This is a genomic window from Rhizobium sp. 18055 (genome assembly GCF_902706285.1).
GTDB lineage: Bacteria > Pseudomonadota > Alphaproteobacteria > Rhizobiales > Rhizobiaceae > Rhizobium.
Genome location: NZ_CACSKD010000017.1, coordinates 54,811 through 79,070, shown reverse-complemented (window position 1 = coordinate 79,070; position 24,260 = coordinate 54,811). Strand labels below are relative to the sequence as shown.

At 60.1% G+C, this 24,260-nt stretch carries 25 protein-coding genes; 1 reads left to right on the top strand and 24 read right to left on the bottom strand.

Translation table 11 applies throughout. The annotated features are described in order from the left end of the window. Positions 1 to 173: 173 nt before the first annotated feature. Positions 174 to 1,220, top strand: coding sequence for a LacI family DNA-binding transcriptional regulator (locus GVL52_RS23710; RefSeq protein WP_160011636.1), 1,047 nt, complete (start codon positions 174 to 176; stop codon positions 1,218 to 1,220). On the opposite strand, the gene folD is transcribed toward GVL52_RS23710, so the two are convergent. The 24 genes from folD to GVL52_RS23590 form a co-directional block, all read right to left on the bottom strand. Next, the gene (folD, locus tag GVL52_RS23705) at positions 1,199 to 2,098 is read right to left on the bottom strand and encodes a bifunctional methylenetetrahydrofolate dehydrogenase/methenyltetrahydrofolate cyclohydrolase FolD (RefSeq protein WP_160011634.1); all 900 of its coding nucleotides are present in this window, start codon (positions 2,096 to 2,098) and stop codon (positions 1,199 to 1,201) included. The genes GVL52_RS23710 and folD overlap by 22 nt on opposite strands. Positions 2,099 to 2,221: 123 nt before the next feature. Beyond that, positions 2,222 to 3,985: a succinoglycan biosynthesis protein gene (locus GVL52_RS23700; protein WP_160011632.1), complete on the bottom strand. Its 1,764-nt coding sequence runs from the start codon at positions 3,983 to 3,985 to the stop codon at positions 2,222 to 2,224. Between the two features lie 97 nt (positions 3,986 to 4,082). After that, a complete protein-coding gene (locus GVL52_RS23695) occupies positions 4,083 to 4,895 on the bottom strand; it encodes a WecB/TagA/CpsF family glycosyltransferase (protein WP_160011684.1) in 813 nt (270 codons plus the stop codon). A gap of 248 nt (positions 4,896 to 5,143) precedes the next feature. Next, positions 5,144 to 5,680: a hypothetical protein gene (locus GVL52_RS23690; RefSeq protein WP_160011630.1), complete on the bottom strand. Its 537-nt coding sequence runs from the start codon at positions 5,678 to 5,680 to the stop codon at positions 5,144 to 5,146. After that, complete coding sequence (locus GVL52_RS23685) at positions 5,680 to 6,045, bottom strand: hypothetical protein (protein ID WP_160011628.1); 366 nt, start codon at positions 6,043 to 6,045, stop codon at positions 5,680 to 5,682. The genes GVL52_RS23690 and GVL52_RS23685 overlap by 1 nt, the downstream gene beginning before the upstream one ends. 17 nt (positions 6,046 to 6,062) lie before the next feature. Then, complete coding sequence (locus tag GVL52_RS23680) at positions 6,063 to 6,629, bottom strand: rod-binding protein (RefSeq protein WP_160011626.1); 567 nt, start codon at positions 6,627 to 6,629, stop codon at positions 6,063 to 6,065. Positions 6,630 to 6,661: 32 nt separating this feature from the next. Further along, entirely contained in the window at positions 6,662 to 7,075 is a 414-nt protein-coding gene (locus tag GVL52_RS23675; RefSeq protein WP_160011624.1) for a hypothetical protein, read from the bottom strand. Positions 7,076 to 7,080: 5 nt separating this feature from the next. Then, on the bottom strand, positions 7,081 to 7,833 hold the full coding sequence (gene fliR / locus GVL52_RS23670) for a flagellar biosynthetic protein FliR (RefSeq protein ID WP_160011622.1): 753 nt from the start codon (positions 7,831 to 7,833) through the stop codon (positions 7,081 to 7,083). After that, complete coding sequence (gene flhA / locus GVL52_RS23665; RefSeq protein WP_160011620.1) at positions 7,830 to 9,917, bottom strand: flagellar biosynthesis protein FlhA; 2,088 nt, start codon at positions 9,915 to 9,917, stop codon at positions 7,830 to 7,832. Before flhA ends, fliR begins: the two co-directional genes overlap by 4 nt. 88 nt (positions 9,918 to 10,005) lie before the next feature. Further along, on the bottom strand, positions 10,006 to 10,272 hold the full coding sequence (fliQ, locus tag GVL52_RS23660) for a flagellar biosynthesis protein FliQ (RefSeq protein ID WP_018898452.1): 267 nt from the start codon (positions 10,270 to 10,272) through the stop codon (positions 10,006 to 10,008). 69 nt (positions 10,273 to 10,341) lie between these two features. Beyond that, positions 10,342 to 10,776, bottom strand: coding sequence for a flagellar hook assembly protein FlgD (gene flgD / locus GVL52_RS23655; RefSeq protein ID WP_160011618.1), 435 nt, complete (start codon positions 10,774 to 10,776; stop codon positions 10,342 to 10,344). Beyond that, entirely contained in the window at positions 10,767 to 11,216 is a 450-nt protein-coding gene (gene flbT / locus GVL52_RS23650; RefSeq protein WP_018898450.1) for a flagellar biosynthesis repressor FlbT, read from the bottom strand. The genes flgD and flbT overlap by 10 nt, the downstream gene beginning before the upstream one ends. After that, complete coding sequence (gene flaF / locus GVL52_RS23645) at positions 11,213 to 11,560, bottom strand: flagellar biosynthesis regulator FlaF (protein WP_160011616.1); 348 nt, start codon at positions 11,558 to 11,560, stop codon at positions 11,213 to 11,215. The genes flbT and flaF overlap by 4 nt, the downstream gene beginning before the upstream one ends. Before the next feature lie 42 nt (positions 11,561 to 11,602). Then, positions 11,603 to 12,724: a flagellar hook-associated family protein gene (locus tag GVL52_RS23640; RefSeq protein ID WP_160011614.1), complete on the bottom strand. Its 1,122-nt coding sequence runs from the start codon at positions 12,722 to 12,724 to the stop codon at positions 11,603 to 11,605. Positions 12,725 to 12,727: 3 nt separating this feature from the next. Then, positions 12,728 to 14,194, bottom strand: coding sequence for a flagellar hook-associated protein FlgK (flgK, locus tag GVL52_RS23635; protein WP_160011612.1), 1,467 nt, complete (start codon positions 14,192 to 14,194; stop codon positions 12,728 to 12,730). 18 nt (positions 14,195 to 14,212) lie between these two features. Then, the gene (locus GVL52_RS23630) at positions 14,213 to 15,502 is read right to left on the bottom strand and encodes a flagellar hook protein FlgE (RefSeq protein ID WP_160011610.1); all 1,290 of its coding nucleotides are present in this window, start codon (positions 15,500 to 15,502) and stop codon (positions 14,213 to 14,215) included. A 128-nt stretch (positions 15,503 to 15,630) separates the two neighbouring features. Further along, positions 15,631 to 16,302 (bottom strand): response regulator transcription factor, encoded by a 672-nt coding sequence (locus GVL52_RS23625; RefSeq protein WP_160011608.1) that lies wholly within the window; start codon positions 16,300 to 16,302, stop codon positions 15,631 to 15,633. Positions 16,303 to 16,584: 282 nt separating this feature from the next. Then, positions 16,585 to 17,169: a lytic transglycosylase domain-containing protein gene (locus tag GVL52_RS23620; RefSeq protein WP_160011606.1), complete on the bottom strand. Its 585-nt coding sequence runs from the start codon at positions 17,167 to 17,169 to the stop codon at positions 16,585 to 16,587. Then, complete coding sequence (locus GVL52_RS23615; RefSeq protein WP_160011604.1) at positions 17,090 to 18,514, bottom strand: flagellar hook-length control protein FliK; 1,425 nt, start codon at positions 18,512 to 18,514, stop codon at positions 17,090 to 17,092. The genes GVL52_RS23620 and GVL52_RS23615 overlap by 80 nt, the downstream gene beginning before the upstream one ends. Before the next feature lies 1 nt (position 18,515). Continuing rightward, a complete protein-coding gene (motC, locus tag GVL52_RS23610; protein ID WP_160011602.1) occupies positions 18,516 to 19,958 on the bottom strand; it encodes a chemotaxis protein MotC in 1,443 nt (480 codons plus the stop codon). Positions 19,959 to 19,961: 3 nt separating this feature from the next. After that, positions 19,962 to 21,224, bottom strand: a complete 1,263-nt coding sequence (locus GVL52_RS23605; protein ID WP_160011600.1) for a MotB family protein — start codon at positions 21,222 to 21,224, stop codon at positions 19,962 to 19,964. Beyond that, on the bottom strand, positions 21,221 to 21,853 hold the full coding sequence (locus tag GVL52_RS23600) for a hypothetical protein (protein WP_160011598.1): 633 nt from the start codon (positions 21,851 to 21,853) through the stop codon (positions 21,221 to 21,223). Before GVL52_RS23600 ends, GVL52_RS23605 begins: the two co-directional genes overlap by 4 nt. A 172-nt stretch (positions 21,854 to 22,025) precedes the next feature. Then, positions 22,026 to 22,991: a flagellin gene (locus GVL52_RS23595; RefSeq protein ID WP_160011596.1), complete on the bottom strand. Its 966-nt coding sequence runs from the start codon at positions 22,989 to 22,991 to the stop codon at positions 22,026 to 22,028. Between the two features lie 285 nt (positions 22,992 to 23,276). Beyond that, on the bottom strand, positions 23,277 to 24,185 hold the full coding sequence (locus GVL52_RS23590) for a flagellin (protein ID WP_160011594.1): 909 nt from the start codon (positions 24,183 to 24,185) through the stop codon (positions 23,277 to 23,279). Positions 24,186 to 24,260 lie beyond the last annotated feature (75 nt).

Sequence of the window (24,260 nt, the reverse complement as noted above, 5' to 3'; positions counted from 1 at the left end):
GGCAATTCGCAGGAGCCGCATGGCAGCATCGATATATCGCGGTGCAGCAACTGTTGAGTTCGAATATGGAGCGATTTTTCTTGAGTCAAGCGGTGCAACTGCTACATAATTAAAAGCGCTTTGGATGCCATTTGGGAGAATGACCTCCAAGGCGTGTGGAGGAAGTTCAGCAGGTGAATCTCAAACAGCTATCGGAATTGCTGGGCTTGTCTCAGACGACGGTGAGCCGTGCATTGAACGGCTACCCCGAGGTCAACGAGGCAACGCGCGAGCGGGTTTTGAGAGCCGTCCAGGAAACTGGCTACCGGCCGAACAAGGCTGCGCAACGGCTGGCGACCGGCAAGGCCGGATCGATCGGACTGGTGATGCCGTCGGCGCCGGGGCATTATTCGGATGTACACTTCGGCGAATTCCTGACCGGGCTCGGCGAAGAGGCGGTGCGCCACGACTTTCATTTCGTCATCATGCCTGCCGATCCTGACGACGAGGTCGGCGCCCTGCGACGGCTGGCCATCAGCGGCAATGTCGATGCGCTGTTCGTCGCCTATATGCGCGGGCATGATCCGCGGCTGCCGTTGCTGAAATCGCTGTCGATGCCATTTCTGGTGCACGGGCGTTCGTTCGGCACCGAGCCGGATTATCCCTATCTCGACATCGACAATGAGGGCGCGTTCTACGATGCCACGCGGCTGCTGCTGCAACTCGGGCACACCAGGTTTGGATTGCTGAACGGTCCGGACCATCTCGATTTCGCGATCCGGCGCCGGAATGGCGTGGTCTCGGCACTCGCCGAGCGTGGGCTTACGCTCCCCGAGGCCTGTATCAGCCACATGTCGATGACCGACGAACATGGGCAGTTTGCCATGGAGCGTTTTCTGCAGCTGCCCGAGCGGCCGACGGCGATCCTCTGTTCGAGCACGGTGCTGGCGCTCGGCGCCATCCGGGCGGTGACGCAGGCGGGATTGAAGCTCGGCGAAGACATTTCGCTGATTGCCCATGACGACGTGCTGCCGCATCTGAAGCCCGAGAATTTTTCCGTGCCGCTGACGACCACGCGGTCTTCGCTGCGGGCTGCAGGCGTCAGGATCGCGCAGCGGCTGATCGGGACCGTCAAGCAGGACGGCCCCTTCCCTGAACAGGAACTCTGGAAGACGGAGCTGATCGTGCGGGCATCGACAGGTGCCGCACCGCGCGAGGATCAGAACTTCGGCGGCGTCTGACCGGCGGAGCGGTGTGCTGCGATGACGGAATTCGCCATCAGCATGGCGATGGTCATCGGGCCGACGCCACCTGGAACCGGGGTGATGACGCTGGCGACGTCCGCGGCCTCGGCAAAGGCGACATCGCCGACCAAGCGGGTCTTGCCCTCGCCTTTTTCAGGCGCGGCAATGCGGTTGATGCCGACGTCGATGACGGTGGCGCCGGGCTTGACCCAATCCGCCTTTACCATTTCCGGACGACCAACCGCAGCGACAAGGATATCGGCGTTGCGGCAGACGGCTGCCAGATCCTTGGTGCGGGAATGGGCGATGGTCACGGTGGCGTTGGAATTGAGCAGGAGCTGCGCCATCGGCTTGCCGAACAGATTGGACCTGCCGATGACCACGGCATTGAGGCCCGAGAGATCCTCCCCATGGGTGCGGCGCACGAAGACCATGGCGCCGGCGGGAGTGCAGGAGACGAGGCCGGTCTCGAGATCGCCGATCGCCAGCTTGCCGGCGTTGACGACATGGAGACCATCGACGTCCTTCTCCGGCAGGATCGACTGGATGATCGCTTCGGAATTCAGGTGCTTGGGCAATGGCAGCTGCACGAGGATGCCGTGGATCGATGGATCGACGTTGAGCGAGGCGACCAGTGCAGCCAGCTCTTGCTGCGTCGTCTCGACCGGCAGCGTGTGCTGCACGGATTTGAAGCCGCATTCCTTGGCCATCTTGCTCTTCGAGCCGACATAGGCGTGGCTGGCCGGATCGTCACCGACGATGATGACCGCGAGGCCGGTTTGAACGCCGCTCTGCTTTTCGAGCGCTGCGGATGCGGCCTTCACCGTTTGAATGACCGAAGCTGCAACCTGTTTGCCGTCGATTACTGTCGCCAAGACTGTCTCCCTGCACCTGCGTCGCCATTCTAGTCAGTGGCGTTCGACATGATTTGCCTGTCCACGCCCTATCCTGCCTGAAACGAGAAATGCAAGAACAATCATGTCGCAGGTGAACGACGATCAGGCCGTCGCGGCGTAGGACGTCAGTCGATCGCGCATGGCGGCGATCTCGGCGCGCAGGATTTCCACCTCGTCGGAGGCGTCCTCGACCGGCAGCTCCACAGCGATCTCCGGCGGCATATCGACGACCGGTTCCGCAAAGGCCACCGGTTCGAAGGTCTCGGGCTCTCCCGTGTCAGCGCGCCGCCGCCAGAGGCCGGCAAGGCCGAAGACGAGACCGGCAAGCGCGCCCAGGGCAGGCGTGAACCAGGGACTGCGTCCCGGAGCGACGGTGGCCACCTGCGGTGCGCTCAGCACGAGAAGATGAGGCCCATCGGTCGGAATTGCACCGGTGCTGATCTCATCCTCCAGCCGGCGATGCGCGGCGGCAGACTTGTCGCGCAGTTCGGTCAACCTGGCGAGATCGACGCCGGTGTCCCTGCTTTGCGCGATCAGGGCATTGCGCTGATCGCCAAGCTGGCGCCTGGAGGCAACAGCCGATTTGAGTTCGTCGCCGGCATCGCGCGATAGCCGGCCCAGTTCCTGGGCGATACTGTCGCGCAGGCCATCGACTTCCGCCTGCTGGGCGATCAGGCGCGGATGACGCGGGCCGAGGCTGGCGGCGAGCTGGGCGAGCGTCGATTTCGCGACGGCATATTTGCCGCGACGGTCTTCGAGCGCTGGCGAAATGATCTGTGCAGCAATCGCACCCGTCAGGACGTCGTCTGCCGTTGCGGCCTTGAGCAGGTCCGCCTCAGTCTTTGCCGAGACGACCCTTTGCTCGGCATTCTGCAGAGCCGCATTGGCTTCGGTGACCTGCTGCTGCAGGCGGGTTGCCACCTGAACATTGCCCTCGCCGTTCTGCTGGGTAAAGGCTGCGAGTTCGGCGTCGGCCTCTGTGCTCGCCTTTTCCACCGCACCATCAACCACGCCGGTTGCTGCCGCCGGGCGGGCAACGGTGGAGACGAGATAGGATGCGATGCGCGCCGATGTCGCGGCGCTGCCGGTGGTCACGCTGAAATCGACGGTTCCCGCTTTCGCGTCTGCCGACGCGTGAATGGCAGCGGCCAGCGATGCCTCGGCCCTTGATACGGGATCGGCAGCGGCGCCGCTTGCGGACAGGAGATCAACGACGACATTCAAGGCGCCGGCGTTGCCACCGGCAAACGCGCTGTCTTGATCCAGCTTGAGGGCGGTGACGGCCGTCGCGATCGCTCGCTGAGAGACAAGCGCATTGCGCGCTGCGGTGACCAGCGCCGGACGGTCTTGGCGGGAACCCTGCACGGCCAGAACGCTTTCGGCGCGGAAGCCGGATGGGGCGGCCGGGATCAGCATTCCGCCGGCAGCACCGAGCGCGCAAAGAGCACCGGCAGCCATCAGTGACCGGCGGCGGCGCGGTGCAGCAGCGGGCGCGGGCTTCGACATGGTCTCGGCAGCCATATCCGAGGTCGGTTCGACGTGGAATTCTTCGGCTGCCAGATCGTCGATCAGATCGTCCATGCCGAGACGATCGACCGACGCTTCAATCGGCGCCTGGCCGTCATTGGCGGCCTCGAGCCTTTTGCCAAGGATGGTCTCGATTCGGCTGACAAGGGGGGCGGCAGCGGGCTCGGGCTGCGGCATGCGTTGCGCCTGCAAAGTGCGTTCGATGATCCGCAGCAGCTCCGCTTCCGGCAAGGGCAGGTCTTCGGGAGGATGACCTAAGGCGATGCCGTTCAGATCGTGCTCTTCCTCAAAAGGCAAGGGCCGAGAGTGGGTCGGACGTCTCTGATAGTTTTCGCGCATCGCCAGGTCTCGTGCATGGTACGGTCGAACCCCACCGCAGTTCGCGTATGGTTAACCGAGCCTAAACATTGCTGGCAAAGAAAAGGTTAATTTTTGCTCAATCCTGACGTGCCGTGCCGACTTCTGAGCGCTTCATGATCTGCGCCCGACGGCTAAACCGGTAGCGTGCGACATTATACAGAAACAACGGGATGCCGACGGCATAGCGGCGCCAGAGGCGGCTCGGCTCATGCGCCAGCCGGTAGGCCCATTCGAGGCGCATTGCGCGCACCAGATGCGGCGCGCGGGGGACCGAGCCGGAGACGAAATCGAACAGGGCACCGACCGTCAGCACCAGCCGCGCGTGATCATCGCGAATATGCTGATGAGCCCATTTTTCCTGCAACGGGGTGCCCATGCCGACGATGACGATGTCGAGTTTCTGGCGCGACAACTCGCTGACCACGACAGACGGGTCCTGCTTGTCGAAATAGCCGTCGGAGATGACGATGAATTCGTGCCAGGGCGTATGCCTGCGGAAGTTGGCGGCGGCAGCTTCGATGACGGCACGGGAACCGCCGATCAGGCCGATGCGGCGCGGCAGCTCCATGAAGGTCAGCAGCGCCGGCACGAAATCGGTGCCGTTGAGATTGGCAGGAAAAGGTGATCCGTGCGCGATCTGCGAGGCAATGTTGAGGCCGATGCCATCCGGCAGAACAAGGTTCTGAGACAGGATCTCGCGATATTCCTCGTCGTTCAGCGCCTGCAGCATGTTGTGCGCATTGACGAAGGAAATCGATGTCTGCCCGACCGGCATGGACAGCAGCTCATTGATGAAAACGAGCGCATCGTCCCATCCGAGATCGCAAACAGGGAGATCGAAAATGGCGCGGCGTGAGGCGAGGACCGCGAAATTCGCGATCAGGTTCATGCCCGCTTCCTGGCGATAATGCTTCATGGCTTCGCGATCCCGGTCACACAGAGGTCTGCCTGGGATCGCGCGCTGCATTCAAATCGGAAGCCAGCGCGCATGTCTGCCCATTACGGAGCGGTATAACAGGCGCCGATCAAGTAACCTTTATGAAAATCCGTTGAATTCGTTGGATGATTTCAGGATATCGTTAACCATGGGCGAGGCCCGGGCGCAGTGCCGGATGCACCGCCCCTGCCGCTGGAGAGCTATTCGCCGGCGGCCGCGGCCTCTTTCACCGGTGCCGGGGGCACGACGTTGACGGGCTTGCTGGTTTTCTTCGGCTGGCCAGAAGCGTTGGCTGCGACTTCCTCCTTGGAGAGATAGTCGAGTTGTTCCAGCAGCACCTGATCGATGTACTCACCGCCCAGATGCTCGTTCAGATCCTTCTTGACCATGTCGCGGAAGGCATTCGGATCGAACGCCTTCATATTGGCGATGTCGATCATCTTGTTGCCGACGAGCAGCGAAAACAGTTCGTCCGTCGTCATCTCGGTGAGCGGCAGCGTTGTGCCCTTCATCATGTCCTTGTTCATCATGAAGGATATCTTGCTGAGGAAGTAACCGCCGACCGCGCCATCCTTGACGACAGGGATGGTAATGGACTCGCCCTTCACAAGCTCGACCAAGCTTTGCTTCGATTGATCGGGAGCCGGCGCGGGCGCCGTCGCCAGATGTACCGACATGTAGACCGATGCCAGCGTGATCACGCAAACCCAGACGCCAGTGAGAACGAGCTTAATCATCAGGCATCACGCGCTATGAATTGCTCTTGCGAGTATGTGCCATCGGCATCGGCATCCTGCACGGCATTCTTCAGCAGATCGGCAACCGTGCGAACGGCTTCAAGATGGGCTTCGACACGGCGCGCGTTGAGGGCAAGCTTCTTTTTCAGGCCATGCAGCTGGTCGAGATGCGAGGCTGCAAGTTCCTTTGGATCTGCATCGCTGAAAAGCATCGACAGCTCATAGAGGCAACGGCTCTTGTGCGTATTCGATACTTTGAGATCGAACTGCGGATCGCTGCCGATGCGCGTGTTCTCATTGTCGATGATCATTTCAAGGCGTCCAAGAACCGATTTGATTCGGTATTCGTTCGAGATTATTTCCATTTTTTTCCTCGATTCCCTTAGGCGTCGTTGGCGGATTTATTGTCCGCTGTGATGGTACCAAATGTCTTGCGCTGGAACTCGTTGATCATGCTCACAGCGGCGCCACGATCATCCTGATCGGCAGCCGCGTTCACGAGCTTGCCTTCCTGCTTCTTCAAGGCATCATGATAGAGCTGTTTTGCAACGCCGATGCCGTCACCCTTGGCCATGGTGTTGCCGAGCTGTTCGGCCATCATGCCCTTCCAGATGTCGCCGGCGGCGCCCTTGCCGTAGACCTCTTCGCTTTCGCTCGGCAGCATGTTCTTGATGAAATTCTGCAGGACCATCGCTTCGAACTTGCGATAGGTTTCCGGAATCTCTTCCGTGCTGGTGCTGCGGTTCTTCACGTCGTCGAGACCGGCCTTGCCGGACGTACGATCGAGGATGTCCACGGCAGAGGTGAAGCCGTTGCCTGCTTCGGCAAGGCTATTGGCCGCGAAAGCTGCCTGGTTTGCCTTCAGTTTTGCCTGCGCCGCCTGGACCTCGGTCGGGTCGGCAGCCTTGACAACATCCAGAACCAGATCACTCGGAGGTGAAATAGCCACGTCATAATCCTCTTGATTTAAGATCGAGGCGATTATGGTTTTTGAAGCTTGCTGGAGGCTGGCGTACCGTATTTTTGATCGATGATATCATAGATTGCGTTGTCGTCGGCTTCGCGACGCTCGGCTTCCCGGGCCTCGCGCATGCCATCTTCAAGCCGATCGCCCTTGGCGCGCTCCTGCTGGACACGCATCTGGTGGACTTCCTGCATGCCGTTCAGCTGCTTGTCCTTGATCCCCAGTCTATTGAAGCGATCGGCATAGCCCTGCGAAAAGGCATGGTGTACCGGGTCCATGGAACCGAGCGCATGGATGACGCTGTCCATATCCTCATTCACCTCGGCGCGCTGGCGCGTCGTTTCGGCAAGATCGAACTCGGCCATCTGCTCGAGATGGCGTTGAACGGCAACCAGGCGCTTGAGCTTCTCCGAGCGGGTTTTTTCAGCCATCTGTTCTACCTACCGAGGAAAACGCCGGCAAAGGATTGCCCGAACTGGCTGATCATCGCCGCCACCGCGAAATAGAACAGGAAGAGCCCGCCGAAGAGCAGGTAGGGCGTCGAGATGAAGTAGACGGGGATCTGCGGCGCAAGCTTGTTGACGAAGCCGATGGCGACGTTGAACAGCAGCCCGTAGATCACGAAGGGGCTTGCCAGCCGCAACATGATGAAGGTGGTCGATGACAGCGTGTCTGTGAACGAGATGAGGGTGCTGCGCATCTCCATGACGCCGCCGAAGGGCATCGAGGTGTAGGAATCGATCAGCGCCCGGAAGACGATATGATGGAAATCCATCATGAACAGGATCATCATGCCGGCGAAGATGATGAAACCCGAAATCGCGCTTTCCTGGCCGTCTTCGAAGATGTCGGCAGCACTCGGCTGCGAATAGCCGATCATCATGGCGGCGATGTTGGCGGCAAACTGAAGGCCCAGCGTGTAAAGCCGGGCCAGCATTCCAAACATCACGCCGATCAGTGATTCGCTGAAGATGAAGCCGATATAGGTGGCACTCGAGGTGCGGACCGCCGGATAGACCGTGTCCCAGAGCACCGGCATGATCGCAAGGGACAAGGCGGCGGCCATGAAAACCCGAAGCATCGCAGGGACCCGGGCGGATGAAAAGCCCGGCATTGTCAGCACGCAACCGCCGATCCTGCAGAAAATCAGAAACATTGCCAACACGGTCCCTTGCGGGTCAGTTATCATGAAATGGAGCCTAGAATCTTTATCTCGATGCCCTTGGCCAGTTCCACATGCGAGAGAACCGGGAGCGTTGCGAACAAGCGTTCGATGATCATGCGCACATAGGACCGTGTTTCCGGCGAGGTGACAAGAGCGAAAGGCAGGCCGCGGTCCATGAATTCACGGATAACTTTCGATGCCTGCTCGCTGAACTCTTCCAGCATGCGTGGATCGATATCGAATTCGACGACTTCGCCCTTGTTGTCGCGCTTCAGCGCCTGGTGGAAGGCGAGGTCCCACTTGCTGCCGAGGCGCAGCACGCGCAGCACGCCATTGTCGGCCAGGTCGCCGCAAAGCTGCTGCGACATGCGGACACGAACGTGCTCGACGATCTGCTCGGTCTTGCGGACGTGTGGTGCGAGTTCGGCGACCGCTTCGAGGATGAGATGCAGGTTGCGGATCGAGACGCGCTCGGCGAGCAGCAGCTTCAGGACGGCCTGCAGGCCGGAATAGGACATGTGAGACGAGCAGATTTCGTCGGCGAGCTTCTTGTATTCCGGATCGAGGCGGTCGATCAGAACCTTCAGGTCCTTGTAGGACAGCAGCGCGGGCAGGTTGTTGCGGATGACTTCGCTCATATGCGTCAGGACGACGGAGACGTTGTCGATCGGCTGGAAGCCTTCGCGCTTCAGATCCTCGGTAAAGGCTTCGAGAACGGAGACGGCCGGCATGCCGAAGGCCGGTTCGCGGATCTCGTCGCCCGGAATGCGCGGCTTGCGGCCGGAGCCGGTGACGACAAGCACTTCGCCGACGCGCAGCGCATTGGAGGCCACCGTCGTGCCGTGGATGCGGATCTGATAGGACTTTTCCGGGATGGCGATGTCGTCGGTGACCTTGATCTCGGGGACGACGAAGCCATACTGGGTGGCGAACTTCTTGCGCATCTTGCCGACACGGAAGGCGAGCTCCTGGTGGGCGCCGAGCAGGCGGCTGGAGACCATCTTGCCGAGCGCCAGCTCGATTTCCGAGGTGCGCAGGACCGACTTGACGGAGTCCTTTTCCAGTTCCTTGTTCTGAACGACCTTCTTTTCCTCGGCTTCGCGCAGCACCTTGTTTTCGGCGTCGATCTGGCGCGGGATGAACCAGGCGCCAAAGGCAAGCACGCCGCCAAGGAACATGAATGGGATGAAGGGCAGGCCCGGCATCAGGCCGAGAACCGCCATCAGCACCGCGGAGACAGACAGCGCGCGCGGATAGCCGCTCAACTGGTCGATGACGGCCTTGTCGGTCGAGCCGATGGTGCCGCCACGCGAGACCAGAAGGCCGGCGGCAAGCGAGATGATCAGGGCCGGCATCTGCGAGACGAGACCGTCGCCGACCGAGAGCTTGACGAAAACGTCGGCCGCTTCGCCGATCGGCATGCCGTGGCGGAAGTAGCCGATGATGATGCCGCCGAAGACGTTGATGCAGGTGATCAGCAAGCCGGCGATGGCGTCACCGCGTACGAACTTGGAGGCACCGTCCATCGCACCGAAGAAGGAGCTTTCCTCTTCGAGTTCCTTGCGACGGCGCTGGGCTTCCCGTTCGTCGATGATACCGGCCGACAGATCGGCGTCGATCGACATCTGCTTGCCGGGAATGGCATCGAGGGTGAAGCGGGCGCCGACTTCCGCGATACGCGTGGCACCCTTGGTGATGACGATGAAGTTGATGGTGATCAGGATCAGGAAGACGATCAGACCGATCACGAAGTCGCCGGACATGACGAGGCTGGCGAAGCCGGCGATGACGCCGCCGGCTGCATCATGGCCTTCGTTGCCGTGCGAGAGAATCACACGCGTCGTCGCGATGTTGAGCGACAGGCGCAACATCGTGGCGATCAGAAGAACGGTCGGGAAGGACGAGAATTCGAGCGGCTTCTGGATCCACAGCGCAACCATCAGGATCAGAACCGACAGCGCGATCGAGATAGCCAGTCCCATATCGATCAGAAATGGCGGGATCGGCAGGAACAGCACGCAGATGATGAGCATAATGCCCAGGGCAAAGCCCACATCGCGCAGGCTCGGGCCGGCTTTCGGAAGGGGGAGTGCGGGTGGTTGCGCCATATCGATTCCGTCTCTTCATGAGAGGTGCAGGCATAATGCCCGCCAATTCGAATCGACAGTTAAACGGCGAAGCTTGCGCGAGGGTGGCTCAGAAGCCGGACTGGATGCGCGAGAAGACCAGATTGGTGAAGATCGAAATCTGCGATCCGACGAAGGGAGCAGAAATACCGATGGTCACGAGCACCGCGACGATCTTCGGAACGAAGGTCAGCGTTGCTTCCTGCACCTGGGTCAGCGCCTGGAACAGCGCAATGACGAGGCCGACGATCATCGCCGCGGCCACCGCTGGTCCTGCGGAAACGAGAACCGTCCAGATCGCCGCCTGGAACAGATCGAGTGCATCAGCTTCATTCATTCCAGGCAACCTCATATCGCCTTTCGGTCCGCCCCAACATGGCCGGACCGTCGTTCAGTTTCTTGTCGCTCAGCTGCTGGTCGTCGTAGCCGGCGCCTGGTCCGCGAGAGTGATTCCCGCCTGGACGAGGATACTCTTCCCATCGGTGGTCGTCGCGATAATTCCGTCCGAGTAGACTTTTACCGATGCAATCGTACCGGCCGACGTGCCATCGGCGCTGGTCATGTACTTGCCGATGTAGCTGCTGGCCTGCGTCAGGCTCGAGCTGGACAGCAACGTGTCCAGCTTGGTGTTGGTCTGGATCGTCTGCTCGACCTGCGAGAAGCTGGCCAGCTGCGACATCTGCTCGCTGGCGTCCACCGGATCGGTCGGATCCTGGTTTTTCATCTGGGCGATGAGCAGCTGCAGGAAGTTGTCGTAGTTCAGCGTTGCCGACTTTTCCGCCGTCGATGTTGTCGAGGTGGTCGACGTGGAGGTTGCCGAGGTCGTTGCTGTTACCGCCATGGTGCAATCTCCTTGCGAATCTGTTCAACCATCGCCGGATGCATTTCCTGGTTGTTCAGGATGTTGTCCTCGATGACATAGAGGCCGCGGATGGCCTTCAGGGCGTCGAAGGCACGGCCGGTCGAAACAAGACCGTCAATGCGTTTCAGCTCGGCAAGAACTTCTTCGTTCTTGAAGCAGGTCAACAGCATGGTCACCGACTTGCGGAACATCGCCGTCGACTGGTCCTTGCCTTCCGGGTTGATCAGAATCATCTGCGCGATGAAGTAGAGCTGGCGCAGAGGCGTTGTTGCGTCCTCCGGCTGCAGAACGTGGTTTTCGAGAAGGAACGTTACATCGTTCAGGAATTCCAGCGCGACCTTACGGTCGACGCGCAAAACCGCACCGTTGATGAAGATCTTTTCCCCGGCCTTAAGCGAGATACGAAGCGTGCTTTTCATTTAAGTCCATCCCTGATGATGGTGGTAACGTCAATAATGCCCTGGTAGTTCGTAGACTGCCGTTTCCGGATCCGATCGCTTTCCTTCAACACCCAAATGGCAATGGATATCAGATTGGCTCGCAACTGGATTTCAAGCTGGTTGTCCGGATGCTTGAGGTCCTCGACAAAGCTCACCCAGACCCGCCGGGTGTAAAACAATGCATCGATGGCCTCGCGGCTATACTTCTCTTTGTCCCGCGCAATCGTCAGAAGCTCGATGGAACGGTCGAGAACTTGACGTTCCCGCTCCTTCGCATCGGCCACCGAGTCTTGCATGACCTCGGCGTAAGAGAACTGATACATTCATGCATCCTTCTTTGTACTTGTACTTCGTACCTTTGATCATCAAAGGTAATTCACGAGGCTCAACTGCTGAATTTTTGAAACGATCGTGTAAGCGGTCTCAAGCTGTGTCTGCAGTGTGTTGACCAGTGTCGATGCTTCTGACTGGTCGACGCCCTGGAGATCGACAAGCTTGTTCTGAATGATGCTGGACTGGGCATCGAGCGTATCGTTGGCCTTTTCGACGCGCTCCTGAGACAGGCCGAGCTGGCTTGCCTGCGTGACGATGCCGGTTGTTCCCTGCGCTGCGTAGGCAATTGCCTTCGACGTCGTCATTGCCAGAGCGTCGCCACCGATATCCATGCCGGCCAGGGCTGAAACGGTGATCGATGCCAGCGCGAAGTAGCGCATGCCTTCGGAATTCGAGTTGGTCGACGATTCAATCACTTCGGAGTTGCTGATCCGGCTCGTCATGTTCTGGTACGATGCGCTTGACCAGTCGCTCCACGCCGGGGGCGTCACGTAGGCCAAAGGCGGCACCGGTGTCGCGGCGCCGACCGGTGGGAACGGCAGCGGCGTCGATGTGGCGCTGAGCGTGTCCTGCGAGAACATCGGCTCGACGAAATTGGTAATGAACGTATCCATGTCGTCGCCGGTCAGCTCGGCCGTCGTCTTGCCGAGGCCGCTCGCCCAGGCTTCGAGGTTGGTCTGGATGGCGTCGGTCGCAGCTGTGGTCTGGTCGGTCAGCGGCTGCACGTCGGTATTGATGCCGGAGAACAGATACTCGCCGTTGAGCATCGAGTTGCCGGTGTCCATCAGCGACGAGAGCGCGTCACCGGCCGACTGAAGCGCAACGGTGATGCTGGTCTTGTCCTGGCTGCCCTGAAGGGCTGTCAGCTTGGATACGAGCGCGTCGCCGGCCGACTTCATGCTGTCCAGTCCAAGCTGGGATGCTTCGAGACGCCCTGACACGACCGAATTGCTGCTCTGCAGCGCCGTGATGCGGCTCACCTCGGAGGAGAAGTTCACGCTTTTCGCTGCGCCTGAGCCAAGCGAAGCACCGATGTCGGCGTAGACGCCCGTCGTGGCCTCCAACGAAGACTTCACCAGCTGGGCCTGCGACTGACGGATCGTCAACCGCATGGCATTCTGAATGGCTGAGCTCGAAATAAATGAACTTTTCATGGCTTAACTCGCTATGTCCAGCAATGACTTCAACATTTCGTCGACGGCATTGAGAATTTTCGTGGCCGCCTTGTAGGACTGCTCGATGTCGAGCAGCAGCGTCAGTTCTTCGTCGAGATTGACGCCGGTCTCGTTGGAATAGGCTTCCGTCGAGCGCGAGAGTGCCGCGGAGGTGTTTTCCGAGGCGGTACTTGCGTCGCTGCGGTACTGTTCGAGCCAACCCACGGAATTCTGTGCGTAGCTGATGACGCTGACGTTGGACGAGATGCCGGCATCCGACGAAAAGGTCTGTGCCGAGCCCAATGCTGCGTAGAGTGCATCGAGATTGTCGGAGAAGCCTGCGGCACCGTCGGTATTCAGATTGGTGAGACCGGTGATGGAGCCGTCGCGCAGCTTCATCGGATCGCCGCCCTGGCTGGTGATGACCGCGGTATTGACCGTGATCGTTCCGGCGATGCCGTTGATCACATCCGTTGTCGTCGGCGTCGTGCCGTCGATACCGGTCGAGGTCTTCCAGACGAACAGGCCGGGTTCGGTCGTGGTCGGAGCTCCGCCGGTTTCCGAGAAGGTCGTGACCAGCGACTTGGCGATTTCGTCAAGCTGTGCCTGCATGGTCGGCGCGACTTCGTCGCGGATCTGCAGCAGCGCCTGGAGACTGCCCTGCGAGGTGCTCGTCGAGCCTTCGCCGCCGGGCAGTGCCACGCCGTCGATGTAGACGCCGTTACCGCTGGTCTGCGGCGTGTAGGTGTCCTGCGAGACGAACGTTACGGAGCGTGGGATCGTGTCGAAGACAACAGTACCGTCGGTGGTGTAGAGCGCCATGTCGCCATTGGCGCGATCGGCCGTCTTGACGCCGACGATCGAGGAGATCTGCTTGAGGATCTTGTCGCGCTCGTCGAGCGCGTCGGCCGGGTTGCCACCTGTTGCGGTAATGCCCTTGACGGCATCGTTGGCCGTCTTGAACTGGCCGAGCAAGGTGTTGAGCGTCGAGACCTGCGTCGCGATGTTCTGGTCTGCGTCCTGGCGAACGGCCTGAACGGAATTCGACGCATCGTTCAGCGAATTGGCCACGTCCTGGGCTGCGGTGACCGCGCTCTGTGCCGCGATCGTGCTGCTCGGCGATGTCCGGAAGGCCTGCAGCTTTTCCTGAAACGTCGTCAGATAGTTGGCAGGCGACGTTTCGTAGTCGTTGCCACCGAGAATGGACTTGAGATCGGCCAGGCCGCTCAGCAGGGTCTGCTGGCCGCTGTCCTGCGCGCTGGCCTTCAGCCACTGCCGCATCAGGGCATCTTCCTGTGCCCTGCTGATCTTTACAACCTGCGCACCATCCAGCGACGTGGAGATGATCGCCTGACGGCGCACGTAGTCGCTGTTGCTGGAATTCGAGATATTGTTCGATACGACACTGCTTTGCGTGCCGGTATTGTTGAATATGCTCTGCGCGGTATTCAGTGCGGAAGTGAGCGACATGGCTTACCCGTACCCTACTTATCTCTTGAGGTTGACGAGGACGTCCATGATGTCGGACCCCGTCTGGAACACCTTGGAATTGGCGGTGTAGCTGCGCTGCGATTCGATCATTTCGGTCAACTCGCCGGCGAGATCGACGTTCGAGCTTTCGATGGCGCCAGACTGGATGGTGCCGAAGCCGTTGGTCTGCGGAAAGCCGGTGACCGTGACGCCCGATGTGCCGTTGGCGCTGTAAACGTTGCCGCTCATCAGCGTCAGGTTGTCAGGGCTGGCGACGGTCGCCAGCGGAATGCGGTAGAGCGCCTTGGAGGTGCCGTCGGCGTACATGGCGGAAACCGTGCCGTCCTTGCCGATGGTGACGCTATCGACCGGGCTGGCTGCCTGGCCGTTCGGCGTGCCCTTGCCGGCAAAGTCGGAAGCGAGCTGGGTGAAGCCCGACAGATCCATGTCGATCACGCCGGTCGTGATCGGGTCCGTGAGCGTCAGGGAATCACCGCTGACCAGATTGCCCTCTGCATCGAATTCCATCGTACCGCCGCCAACAGCTGCGCTCGAATATGGGAACGATGTGCTGCTGCCCGAAGCCGCGTCGGCGTGACGGTAGACGGTGACGTCCCACGTGCTGGCCGGATCGGGCGTTGCAGGCGGCGGCGTGGTGACTGCCGTCTTGGTGAAGTAGAAGTCGTATTGAACGGTGTTGCCGAGCTTGTCGTAGCCGACCATCGAGATCTGCTTGGTGTCGGCTGTCATCGGCGTGGCATTGTCGGCGGGCAGGTTGCCCGTCGCGATTTCAGCGCCGGAGTCCAGGTTGCCCGAGAAGGTGCCCGATGTCGAGGCGATCGCCGTCAGGCCGGACTGGGCGACGTTGACCGGAACGAGACCGGAGAAACCGTTGACGACGACAGCCGGCGCGCCGGAATCGTAGGAGTAACCCATCAGCTTGAAGCCGGCGCCGTTGACCAGATTGCCCTCGTCATCGGTGGTGAAGTCACCGGCGCGGGTCAGAACAGGAACGCCATCGGGGCTCTCAACGATGAAGAAGCCATCGCCCGAAATTGCCAGGTCGTAGCCGGAGGTGGTGTAGGAGATATCACCCTGGGCGGACACCGACTGGCGGACAGAGGTCTGCACGCCGCCGGAGTTGTAGTTGCCCGAGCTCGACGGCAGAACAAGCGAAGAGAAGGCCGTCGATACCGACTTGTAGCCCGTCGTGTTCACGTTGGCGATGTTGTCGGCGACGGTGCTCAGGCGGTTTGCCTGTGCGTTCATGCCGGACACTGCCGTCTTCATGCTGCCGAAAATGCTCATCTGAAAACCTCGATTCCCTTAGTAGACCTGACAGTATTTGGTGGGCCTTGCGTGAAGCTGTCTGGCTTTGACGAAGCTGCCGAAAGATTTTGATCCAGGCAGAAAATCAGTAGACAGACTGCGAAAAGCTATTCCCAATCAATGCAGTAGCCAAGAAAACGCTTGGAATCGACCGGGTCGACGCCGAGTTTGGCGCGCAGCTTCTTGCGGAGTTTTGAGATGTGGCTCTCAACCACGTTCTCTTCGACTTCTTCATCGAAGATGCCGTAGATGGCGTTGAAGATCTGGGTCTTCGTGACGCGACGACCGCGGTTTGCGATCAGATATTCCAGGATGCGGCGCTCGCGGCGCGGAAGCGCAAACACTTCGCCGTGGATCTCGGGGTCGCGACCATCGGAGAAGACGCGGATGGCGCCGATGTCCGTATGGGTCGAGATTGCCTTGAGACGACGGCGGATGGCCGCTGCTCTTGCGAGAATTTCGCGGGGGTGAACCGGCTTGCGCACGACGTCATCGACGCCGCAATCAAAAAGTGCAAGCGTGTTTTCCAGAGACGGCTGATCGCTGACCGCGATAACAGGCGCCATGGAACGATCACGGATGGCGCGCGGCAGCTCAAAAGTGTGCTGTCCCTGCCCGATCAAAAACGCTTCGACCGCTGCGATATCCGCATCTGCAGCCGTCTGTACCCATTCACCAAATTCGCTTGGATCAAACCCGGTCGAAGGAATGCCTTCTCGACCAAAAAGGGAAGTGTAGCCATCCTTCACGAGCTCACGCTCATCAACCACTACGATCATTCGTCCGCCTCCGAATCAGTTGTGGCACATCGATGACCTATGGGTACGAATCGCACGATTCTGGGACAAGGTGTAGGAACTCACAGGCGGGAATTAATAGTTGCTTAACCTTTGGGTCCCGATTTGGTCTACATTTAGTGGGTATCCGCCGTTATGCACACAAATATTTCGTGGAAAAGTTAACACTTCCTAAATTTTGACTTGCGCGGCCACATTGGGACAGATTCCTGCCACATTATGACACATTTATGGTTTGTTCTATTTTTGCTATCTTTGGGCGAGTTAACCGCGGCAGAAATTGCTCGCATTGGGAGTCCACTTGCCGTAGCCGGTGGCGACCAGATTGGCGATGACGCGGCAGACATACTGCTTCTGCGCCGGGTCATTGTTGGGTCCGGCATGATATCGAGCCACCGCCATGGTCCATGTCTCATGCCGGTCATGCAGATTTCTCAGAAATTTCGCCGCGTATTCGACGTTGGAACGCGGGTCGAACATCTCTTCCAGCGACCGAAAATTCTCACCATGGTAGTATTGGTTGATCTGCATGCAGCCGATATCGATGAGCTTTGCGCCCGATCTGTGCGCCGCATCGAACTGCTTCAGCGCATCGCGCTCCGAAGGCGGGAAGAAGGGTTTGCCCTCGATGTTCAAGGCATAGGGATAGAGCGAGCCCTTGCGGCCGGTCTCCGTCAGGCCGACCGAGTAGAGTATCCCTTCCGGGATTCCATACTTCAGTGCGGCCGACTGGATTTCCTGCTCGCAGGCGCCGTCCGACGCGAATGCGTCAGAGGTAAACGTCACCATTGCCGCTGCTGCCAGAGGCGCCAGAAGAAGCGCTCGAAACGTCGCTCTCACCCGTAACATCGAAGCCTCCGGCACTGCGCTGACCTGATTGATTTTGACGCTCCCGCGCCTCGCCGCCCTGGCTTTGCGCGAAGCTCTGCCTGGAGTCGCTCTGGGCGCCGGATTGGCTGCCGGCGTCCGAGCTTGTCGTCGGCGCCATGCTGACCGTCACGCTGTCCACGGCATAGCCCTGGCTGCGCAGCGACTCCAGCATCTTGTTGTGGTCTTCCTTGAGCTGCCGGAAGGCCGCCGCCGTCTCAACCTTCAGATCGACGCTCAAGGCATCGCCCTGGAGCCGCAGCGTGGCTGTGACGAGGCCAAGCTCGATCGGGTTCATCTGGATCTTCAGCGTGTTGACAACCTTGCCGGTGCTGCTCAGCTCTGCCGCGTTCGACAGCGACGAGCTTGCCTGCATGGCATGCGCCCATTCCGAATCGCCGGCGATCGCGGCTGTGACGCTTGCCGAGTTGGTATTCGTCGCAAGGCCGATGTAACGCCTGGAGTCGAGAACGGTCACAGTCTCGATGTTCGACTGGCCGCCGCTGTCGGCGTCCTTGTCGATGCCAAGGTGCATTTCCATCGAGACGCTGCGGCTATCCGCGCGGCTCAACCTGAATGTCTGGCCTTCGTTTGTATCTGTCGTCGGCATGCCTGGCACTTCGGCATCCGTTTCGGACGTCCTCGTCGCGGCAAGCGCACTGGCAACGTCTGCGACCGGGTCCTTGGACTTGGCCTTGGCAGATGACTTGTCCTTGGGATCGACAGGCACCGCATCGACGGCCTTCTGACCGCCGAGTGCTGCGGCAGCCGCGACGGAAGCGCCGTCCACCGGCAATTGCCCGAGCAGGCTCAGGACATCGGACACAGCGCTATCATCGCCGACAGCAGGCTTTGCATCCGCCTTGTCGGTCTTGGCTGGCTTATCAGTCTTTGTGGCGTGGGCGTCCAGTTCGTCGAGCAACGGGCTGGCATCGTCAACAGGCGCTTTGTCGTCCGTCTTGCTGCCGGTGGCCTTGACGTCGATCTTCACCGGCTTCTGGCCGTTCTTGTCGGCGTTGAGCGCCTTGGCGTCCGCTTCGGCCTGCGCCAGCAGAGACTTGTCGCTGACGTCTATGACCGCTTTCGGATTTGATCGCTGGGGCGCCTCGCCGACGACGGCGCTTTCGCCGCTGCCGTCGGTGGCAGACGTCTGCTGAGCGTCGCCGCCTGACGCCTGCTGCCGGTCGGAGCCGCTGCCGGCCTTGTTCAGAACGTCCGAGAAGCCGCCGCCATCTGAATCGCCACCCTTGCCGGCCGGACGGCCAGACTTTGCACCCGAGGCAGCTTCAGCAGGAGAAGCTCCCGTCGAAACGCTGATGTCCATCATATCAATTGCTTTCTTTGTTCAAAAGGCCGTCGATCTCATCCAACTGAGAGCGGCTTGACGTCACAAATGAGCTAAATGCAGGGTCGGAATTTTGTTGCCCTGCTCCATTGGATTGCGGCGCAGATGCGGTCTCTCCGACAACAGGCCCCGGTGCAGCACCGGGCGCTGCCCCCTCCTCCGCCGCTCCCCCTGCGGCAGGCTGTTCAGAACTGATTTCCTGACCTTCAGGTGTATGAGCAGAGCCTTGCGTCAGGCTTGCAGGGTCAGGTTGTCGAAGCACCTGCTCTGCCACCGAGCGCGCAGCGGCGCGCAGCACCTGGTCGCGCGGCGACAACTCCTTGTCCGAGATGGTGGAAATGTCGCGGGCGGCGGTGTCGATCTTGTCGGTCGGAATGGCCGCCATCCCACCATAGAAGTCGGCAAGCGCACCGAACGCGTTCTTGGCGTCGCCCGAGAGCGACTGGGCACGGGCCGCGGCCATGCGCGCAAGGTCGCCCTTACCCGATATTGCCGCAGCGCGCGCTATCCGCAGGTAGATTTCACGCTGGCGCGGCTCATCCATGAAGGACAGGATCGCGATCACATCATCCGGCTTCACATCATGGTCATGCTCGACGACCAGTTTCACGAAGAGATCGGCGAATTGGCTGGCGTAGGGCGAATGCAGGAAGCGACGGATATAGCGCTGCGAATAGTCGAGGCCCTTGTCGATCATGCCCTTGTCGACGCAGATGGCCACCGAGCGGCGCAGGGCCGCCTCCTCGATGATCGTCCCGGGTGCGTTCAACCGGGCCAGATCGTAGAGCTTCAGCGCATCCTCCGGGCTCTTGGCGATGGTGACGTTGCCGCCGACCAGCGCAAGATAGGGTCCGATCTTCTTGTCCTTATATTCTTCGGCGGTCTCCACCAGCGTCTTGGCGACGAGCAGACCCTTGCCGCTCAGATACTTGCGCAGAATGTCCGTGACACGGTTGTCGAAGTAGCCATTGACGTCGCGCGCAACCAGAAATTCGAGGGTCTGGGGATTGCCACCGCTCATCGCGTAGATGAGCGCGGCATCGACATTGCGGTCGTCATCGAACACGGCAGGATCAACGACGCGCAAGCGCGTGTCGATCGTGCCCAGCATGAAGCGCTGCATCTCGGTGGCGGAATGGTCTCCCAGCACCACAGAATCCTGGATGAACTGGAGCGACCGCAACATTTTATAGGGCGCGGTGTCGGCAGGATCTTCCGGCGGCACAGCAACCGGAGCTGCCGCCTCGGTGTGCGTTGTTGCAGGAGCAGGCGCTGGCGCATGGGCACCGGCGTGGGCCTCGGCATCGGGCGCTTCTGCCGCAGGTGCCGGCGCGTGGGCTGCCTCTTCGGCGCGCGAGGCAGCCGGAGCCAGCAGCGCGAGGCTCAAAACGAGAGGCAGAATATGCCGATGCTGCCTGCGCGCCATCGATTACCCCTGATCCGCCTGAACGAGGATTTCGATACGTCGGTTCGACGCATTGAACGGGTCGGCTGCATCCTTGAGCTTGCGGTCGGCAAAGCCGGAGACCTGCGAGATGCGCTTCTCGTCGAGCCCACCGCGCATCATCATGTAATAGGCAGCCTGAGCGCGATCCATGGAAAGACGCCAGTTCTCGTTTTCGCCCTTGTACTGGCGGCCATCGGTATGGCCGCGTATCGCAACGACGCCGCCCTTTGACTTCAGCACTTCGCCGATCTTCTGCATGGCCATGACCATTTCCTTGCGCGGAACAGCGGATCCGACGTTGAACATCGAATCATCGCCCTGATCGGAGATGCTGACCAGCAGACCACCTTCGGCCGGCGTCACGGTCAGGCCCTCGGCAAGCTTACCGGCCACGCCGCCGATCTGCTTGGCGATCTGCTGCTGGAGGTCTTTCGCCTCCTGCTGTTGCTCGACTGCCTTTTCGGCTTCCGTCTTGGTCTCAGGCGCAATACCATCCTTATCGGCGGTCTTGTCGCTTGTCTTGTCTTTGGCCTTATCCGCGGCCTTGTCAGCGGCGTCTTGCTGCAGCTTGGCGTCGGCCTTATCCTGCTTCACCTGCTCTGCGGCGTTGGCTAGCTCGATGGTCTGCTTCGCGGGATCGTCCGGTTGCGTCTTGTCTGCGCGCGACACCTCGACCTGCTTGGTCCAGAAATCGGGATCGAAAGGATCGCGATAGGCCTCGCCGCCATCGGCGCCCGTCGCAGGACCGGAATCAGCTGCACCGCCCTCGCCCTTGGCGCTGACATTGGCCTGCTGGCCAACTTCCTGGGCGATCTCGGCGAGGACCGAATACGGGTTCTCGAAGAAATCAGCCTCGGAATAGTTCTTCTGGTCGCCTGAAGTCGACGTTTCATCCTCGCCGCTGGCCGCAGATGCGCCCTCGTTTGGATTGTCTTCCTTTTCCTTCGACTTCTCCGCCTTCTCTTCGCCCTCCGCCTGATCGACGGGCTTTTTCAGCCCCTTTTCGGTCGGCTTTTCATCGGACAGCTTGATCGGATTGAAATAGGTGGCAACGGAGGCCTTGGTTTCCTCGTTGGAGGCATTGACCAGCCACATGACAAGGAAGAACGCCATCAATGCCGTCATGAAGTCGGCATAGGCAATCTTCCAGGCGCCACCATGCGCACCGTCGTGATCACCACCACCGTGTCGCTTGACGATGATGACTTCGTTCTTGCCGTGGTGATGATTTTCGCTGTCACTCATTCCAGAACTTTCTTCACGCTCGCAGCCCAGGCTGACATGCGGGTTACGAGGACCGCGTCGCCGAACTCGACGGACAGATCGATGTCATCGGTTTCCTGGTGCCGCAAAAGGCCGGCCTGCCCGCCAAGCTCGCTTTTCAGCGTTTCGAAAAGCGCTGTCGGCCCCTTGACGATGACGGTGCCTGCCTCGCCCTCCAGAATTGCTTCGCGCAGAGCTGCCGCCAGATCGACTGCAGCCTTTTGCGCCAACATATCCGTCAAGACAGGTGCCAGCGCCCGCGCCACGGTGGCGCTGACCATATCGGCCACTTCGGCTGATATGGCGTTGATACGTGCGGCAACCAGTTCGGCGATCTCGGTCTCGTAGCGATTGCGAAGTTCCTCGATCTCGCGCTGATGGACCAGGGCAACGGTTTCCGCTTCCTGCTCGTATTTCTCCGTCAGCTCGGCCGTTGCCTTGGCCTCGCCTTGCGCGTTGGCGTCCCGGCGTTCGGCTTCCACATCGACGACCGGCTCCGGCGCGATATCGTCGAAGCCGCCAAAGTCCTCCGAAAAGACGCTCTCGACAACAGGTGGTGGAACGACGACAGGCTCGCCGAAGTCTTTCAGACGAGACAGCAGTGCACTCACTCAAACCACCTTGTATCTGCAGAAGCATGCGACATGCCGCGCCTCATCATTGCAACAAACAATTCATCCGGCACGGTTCGCGACTGCGCCTGCCTGCTTCGACCGTAGGGGGCCAAACTTGTGCGAAAATGAAGGGCGCCGGCAAAGCGGCGCTCGATCGCGGCTTGGTCGATCACTGCAACAGGATCAGCACTTTGCTTGCGGCGGTGTTGAGAATGGAAATCGCCTGGACGCCCATCTGCTGCTGTGTCTGCAACGCCGTCTGGCGTACCGATGCCTCGTCCATGTCAGTATCGACCAATGCGCCGACGCCCTTGTCAATCAGATCCGACATGTTAGCGGTGTAGTCGATGCGGTCGTTGATGCGGGCGCTCATCGTACCGAAACCGGCGGCGGCGGCCGTCAGTGTCGAGAGGAGACTGTCGACGACGCTGATCATGTCCGCCACCTGCTCCGGCGTTGTGTCGCTGTCGAGCTTGACTTCATCGCCGGCCGAGCCGGAGAGTGAGCCGGCGTCGAGCAGGTAGTAGTTGCGCGGCGTCGATGATCCGGTCGAGTTCAAGGTGCTGGCATCGACTGTCTGCGTGAGCAGGCCACGGCTCGCATCATTCGTATCGATCATCACAGTCTGCGACGCCGGGAATGTGATGGTCTGCGCCTGATACTCGCCACCCGTTCCGCGGGTGAAACCGCCGATGACGGAGCGATTGGTCGGCAAGGTCGGCTCCTGATTGAGCAACCAGTTTTCACCGGCGATGCTCGTGGACTGAACCGTGGTCTGCATCTGCTGCTTCAACTGGCTCAGGGTCGTGTTGAGCTTGTCCTTATCGACGCCATCTTCTGTGGCGCTGACCAGCGTCGCACGGACCTGACCCAGTTGATCGATGATGTTGTCCATGGCCGTGTAGGCCGTATCGACCTTCGATGCGCCGACGCCCAAAGCGTCATGGATATTGGTCATCGAGCTGCTGTCTGACCGCAGCACGCTCGCAAAGGACCAGTAGGTTGCGTCGTCCGCAGCGGTTTCCACGCGATAACCTGACGAAACCTGCTGTTGAGTTGTCGCGACGTCCTTGTTGATGATGCGCAATGCAGCAAGGGCATTTACCTGGGCGGAACTCGTGATTCTGGTGGTCATTTTCGGGCTCTGAGGTGGAGGAAAGGATAAACCGGACCGCCGGCAGCGACTGAGGTGGCCTCATGCCCTCGACTGGATTTCCCAGTCGACTTGTCGCTAGAACAAATCAATTCTTAAGAGAAGGTAACCAACGCCCAAGGGTTGCGCAAGTGCCACAAAACTGCCCGCGCAAGCCTCGCGCAATCTTGATTCCCGTTTCAAAACAAAGAGAAAGCCGCATCCGGAGATACGGCTTTCGGTAAGCCCCGCATAAGGCGCGACACGGCGCTCCAGTTGCCTGCGGCGTTAGTTCTGGAACAGTGTCAGAATGTTCTGAGCGCTCGAATTTGCAATCGACAGCGACTGGATCGCCAGTTGCTGCTGGGTTTGCAGGGCGGTGAGCTTGCTCGATTCCTCTTCCATATCGGCATCAACCAGGCGCCCGACGCCTGAGTCGATCGAGTCGCTGAGATCGGAGACGAAGGCGTCCTGGAGGTCGATACGCGTCGAGATCGAACCAAGCTGCGAGCCCGCCTTGGTCAGGGCGCCGAGGCCGGCTTCGACATTGGTCAAGGTCGCGTTCAGATCATCGACACTGAAAGCCGAGATGTCCATGTTGTAGATCGAACCGTAGCCGCCGTTATCCGTCCCGATGATGCCGGTTTCGGTGTCGATTTCGCCCGTGGCGGACATCCCGAAAAGCACGTTGCCGGTGGCGCTGTCATCCAGCTGATAGTCGGTTGTCTGAACCGAGACTTCACCGTTCGCACCGCGCACGAACGAAGACACGACGCTCTTGGTGCCGCTGCCCGCGACCCAGTTCTCGCCAGAGAAAGACGCAGACTGCGCGATGCTCAGAAGCTGCTGCTGGAGTTGCTCGATTTCGTCCTGGATCTTGTCCTTATCGACACCGTTTTCGGTGGCGGCGGTGATCTTTGCCTTGATCTCGCTGACGATATCGATTGCGTTGTCGATTGCCGAATAGGCCGTATCGACCTTTGCGGCGCCGAGACCAAGTGCGTCTGAAACGGCCGAGAGCGCCTGGTTGTCGGAGCGCATCGTCGTTGCGATCGACCAGTAGGCCGCGTTGTCCTTGGCGTCGGCGACACGGTAGCCGGACGAGACCTGGGCCTGCGTCGTCTCCAGACTGCCGTTGATTCCACGCAGAGTCTGGAGTGCGGACATCGCCGCGACATTGGTCAAAATACTTGTCATGAAAAGAGCGCCCCTTGCTGGCAACTTTAAAAAGGGACATTCCGGTCTGCCGCCGGGAACGGTTCATCAGCTTCA

Excerpts from the sequence above, each read along its gene's own strand:
- GVL52_RS23700 (WP_160011632.1), bottom strand. The coding sequence starts at position 3,985 with ATGCGCGAAAACTATCAGAGACGTCCGACCCACTCTCGGCCCTTGCCT.
- GVL52_RS23695 (WP_160011684.1), bottom strand. The coding sequence starts at position 4,895 with ATGAACCTGATCGCGAATTTCGCGGTCCTCGCCTCACGCCGCGCCATT.
- GVL52_RS23690 (WP_160011630.1), bottom strand. The coding sequence starts at position 5,680 with ATGATTAAGCTCGTTCTCACTGGCGTCTGGGTTTGCGTGATCACGCTG.
- GVL52_RS23685 (WP_160011628.1), bottom strand. The coding sequence starts at position 6,045 with ATGGAAATAATCTCGAACGAATACCGAATCAAATCGGTTCTTGGACGC.
- GVL52_RS23675 (WP_160011624.1), bottom strand. The coding sequence starts at position 7,075 with ATGGCTGAAAAAACCCGCTCGGAGAAGCTCAAGCGCCTGGTTGCCGTT.
- fliR (WP_160011622.1), bottom strand. The coding sequence starts at position 7,833 with ATGATAACTGACCCGCAAGGGACCGTGTTGGCAATGTTTCTGATTTTC.
- flhA (WP_160011620.1), bottom strand. The coding sequence starts at position 9,917 with ATGGCGCAACCACCCGCACTCCCCCTTCCGAAAGCCGGCCCGAGCCTG.
- fliQ (WP_018898452.1), bottom strand. The coding sequence starts at position 10,272 with ATGAATGAAGCTGATGCACTCGATCTGTTCCAGGCGGCGATCTGGACG.
- flgD (WP_160011618.1), bottom strand. The coding sequence starts at position 10,776 with ATGGCGGTAACAGCAACGACCTCGGCAACCTCCACGTCGACCACCTCG.
- flbT (WP_018898450.1), bottom strand. The coding sequence starts at position 11,216 with ATGAAAAGCACGCTTCGTATCTCGCTTAAGGCCGGGGAAAAGATCTTC.
- flaF (WP_160011616.1), bottom strand. The coding sequence starts at position 11,560 with ATGTATCAGTTCTCTTACGCCGAGGTCATGCAAGACTCGGTGGCCGAT.
- GVL52_RS23640 (WP_160011614.1), bottom strand. The coding sequence starts at position 12,724 with ATGAAAAGTTCATTTATTTCGAGCTCAGCCATTCAGAATGCCATGCGG.
- flgK (WP_160011612.1), bottom strand. The coding sequence starts at position 14,194 with ATGTCGCTCACTTCCGCACTGAATACCGCGCAGAGCATATTCAACAAT.
- GVL52_RS23630 (WP_160011610.1), bottom strand. The coding sequence starts at position 15,502 with ATGAGCATTTTCGGCAGCATGAAGACGGCAGTGTCCGGCATGAACGCA.
- GVL52_RS23625 (WP_160011608.1), bottom strand. The coding sequence starts at position 16,302 with ATGATCGTAGTGGTTGATGAGCGTGAGCTCGTGAAGGATGGCTACACT.
- GVL52_RS23620 (WP_160011606.1), bottom strand. The coding sequence starts at position 17,169 with ATGTTACGGGTGAGAGCGACGTTTCGAGCGCTTCTTCTGGCGCCTCTG.
- GVL52_RS23615 (WP_160011604.1), bottom strand. The coding sequence starts at position 18,514 with ATGATGGACATCAGCGTTTCGACGGGAGCTTCTCCTGCTGAAGCTGCC.
- motC (WP_160011602.1), bottom strand. The coding sequence starts at position 19,958 with ATGGCGCGCAGGCAGCATCGGCATATTCTGCCTCTCGTTTTGAGCCTC.
- GVL52_RS23605 (WP_160011600.1), bottom strand. The coding sequence starts at position 21,224 with ATGAGTGACAGCGAAAATCATCACCACGGCAAGAACGAAGTCATCATC.
- GVL52_RS23595 (WP_160011596.1), bottom strand. The coding sequence starts at position 22,991 with ATGACCACCAGAATCACGAGTTCCGCCCAGGTAAATGCCCTTGCTGCA.
- GVL52_RS23590 (WP_160011594.1), bottom strand. The coding sequence starts at position 24,185 with ATGACAAGTATTTTGACCAATGTCGCGGCGATGTCCGCACTCCAGACT.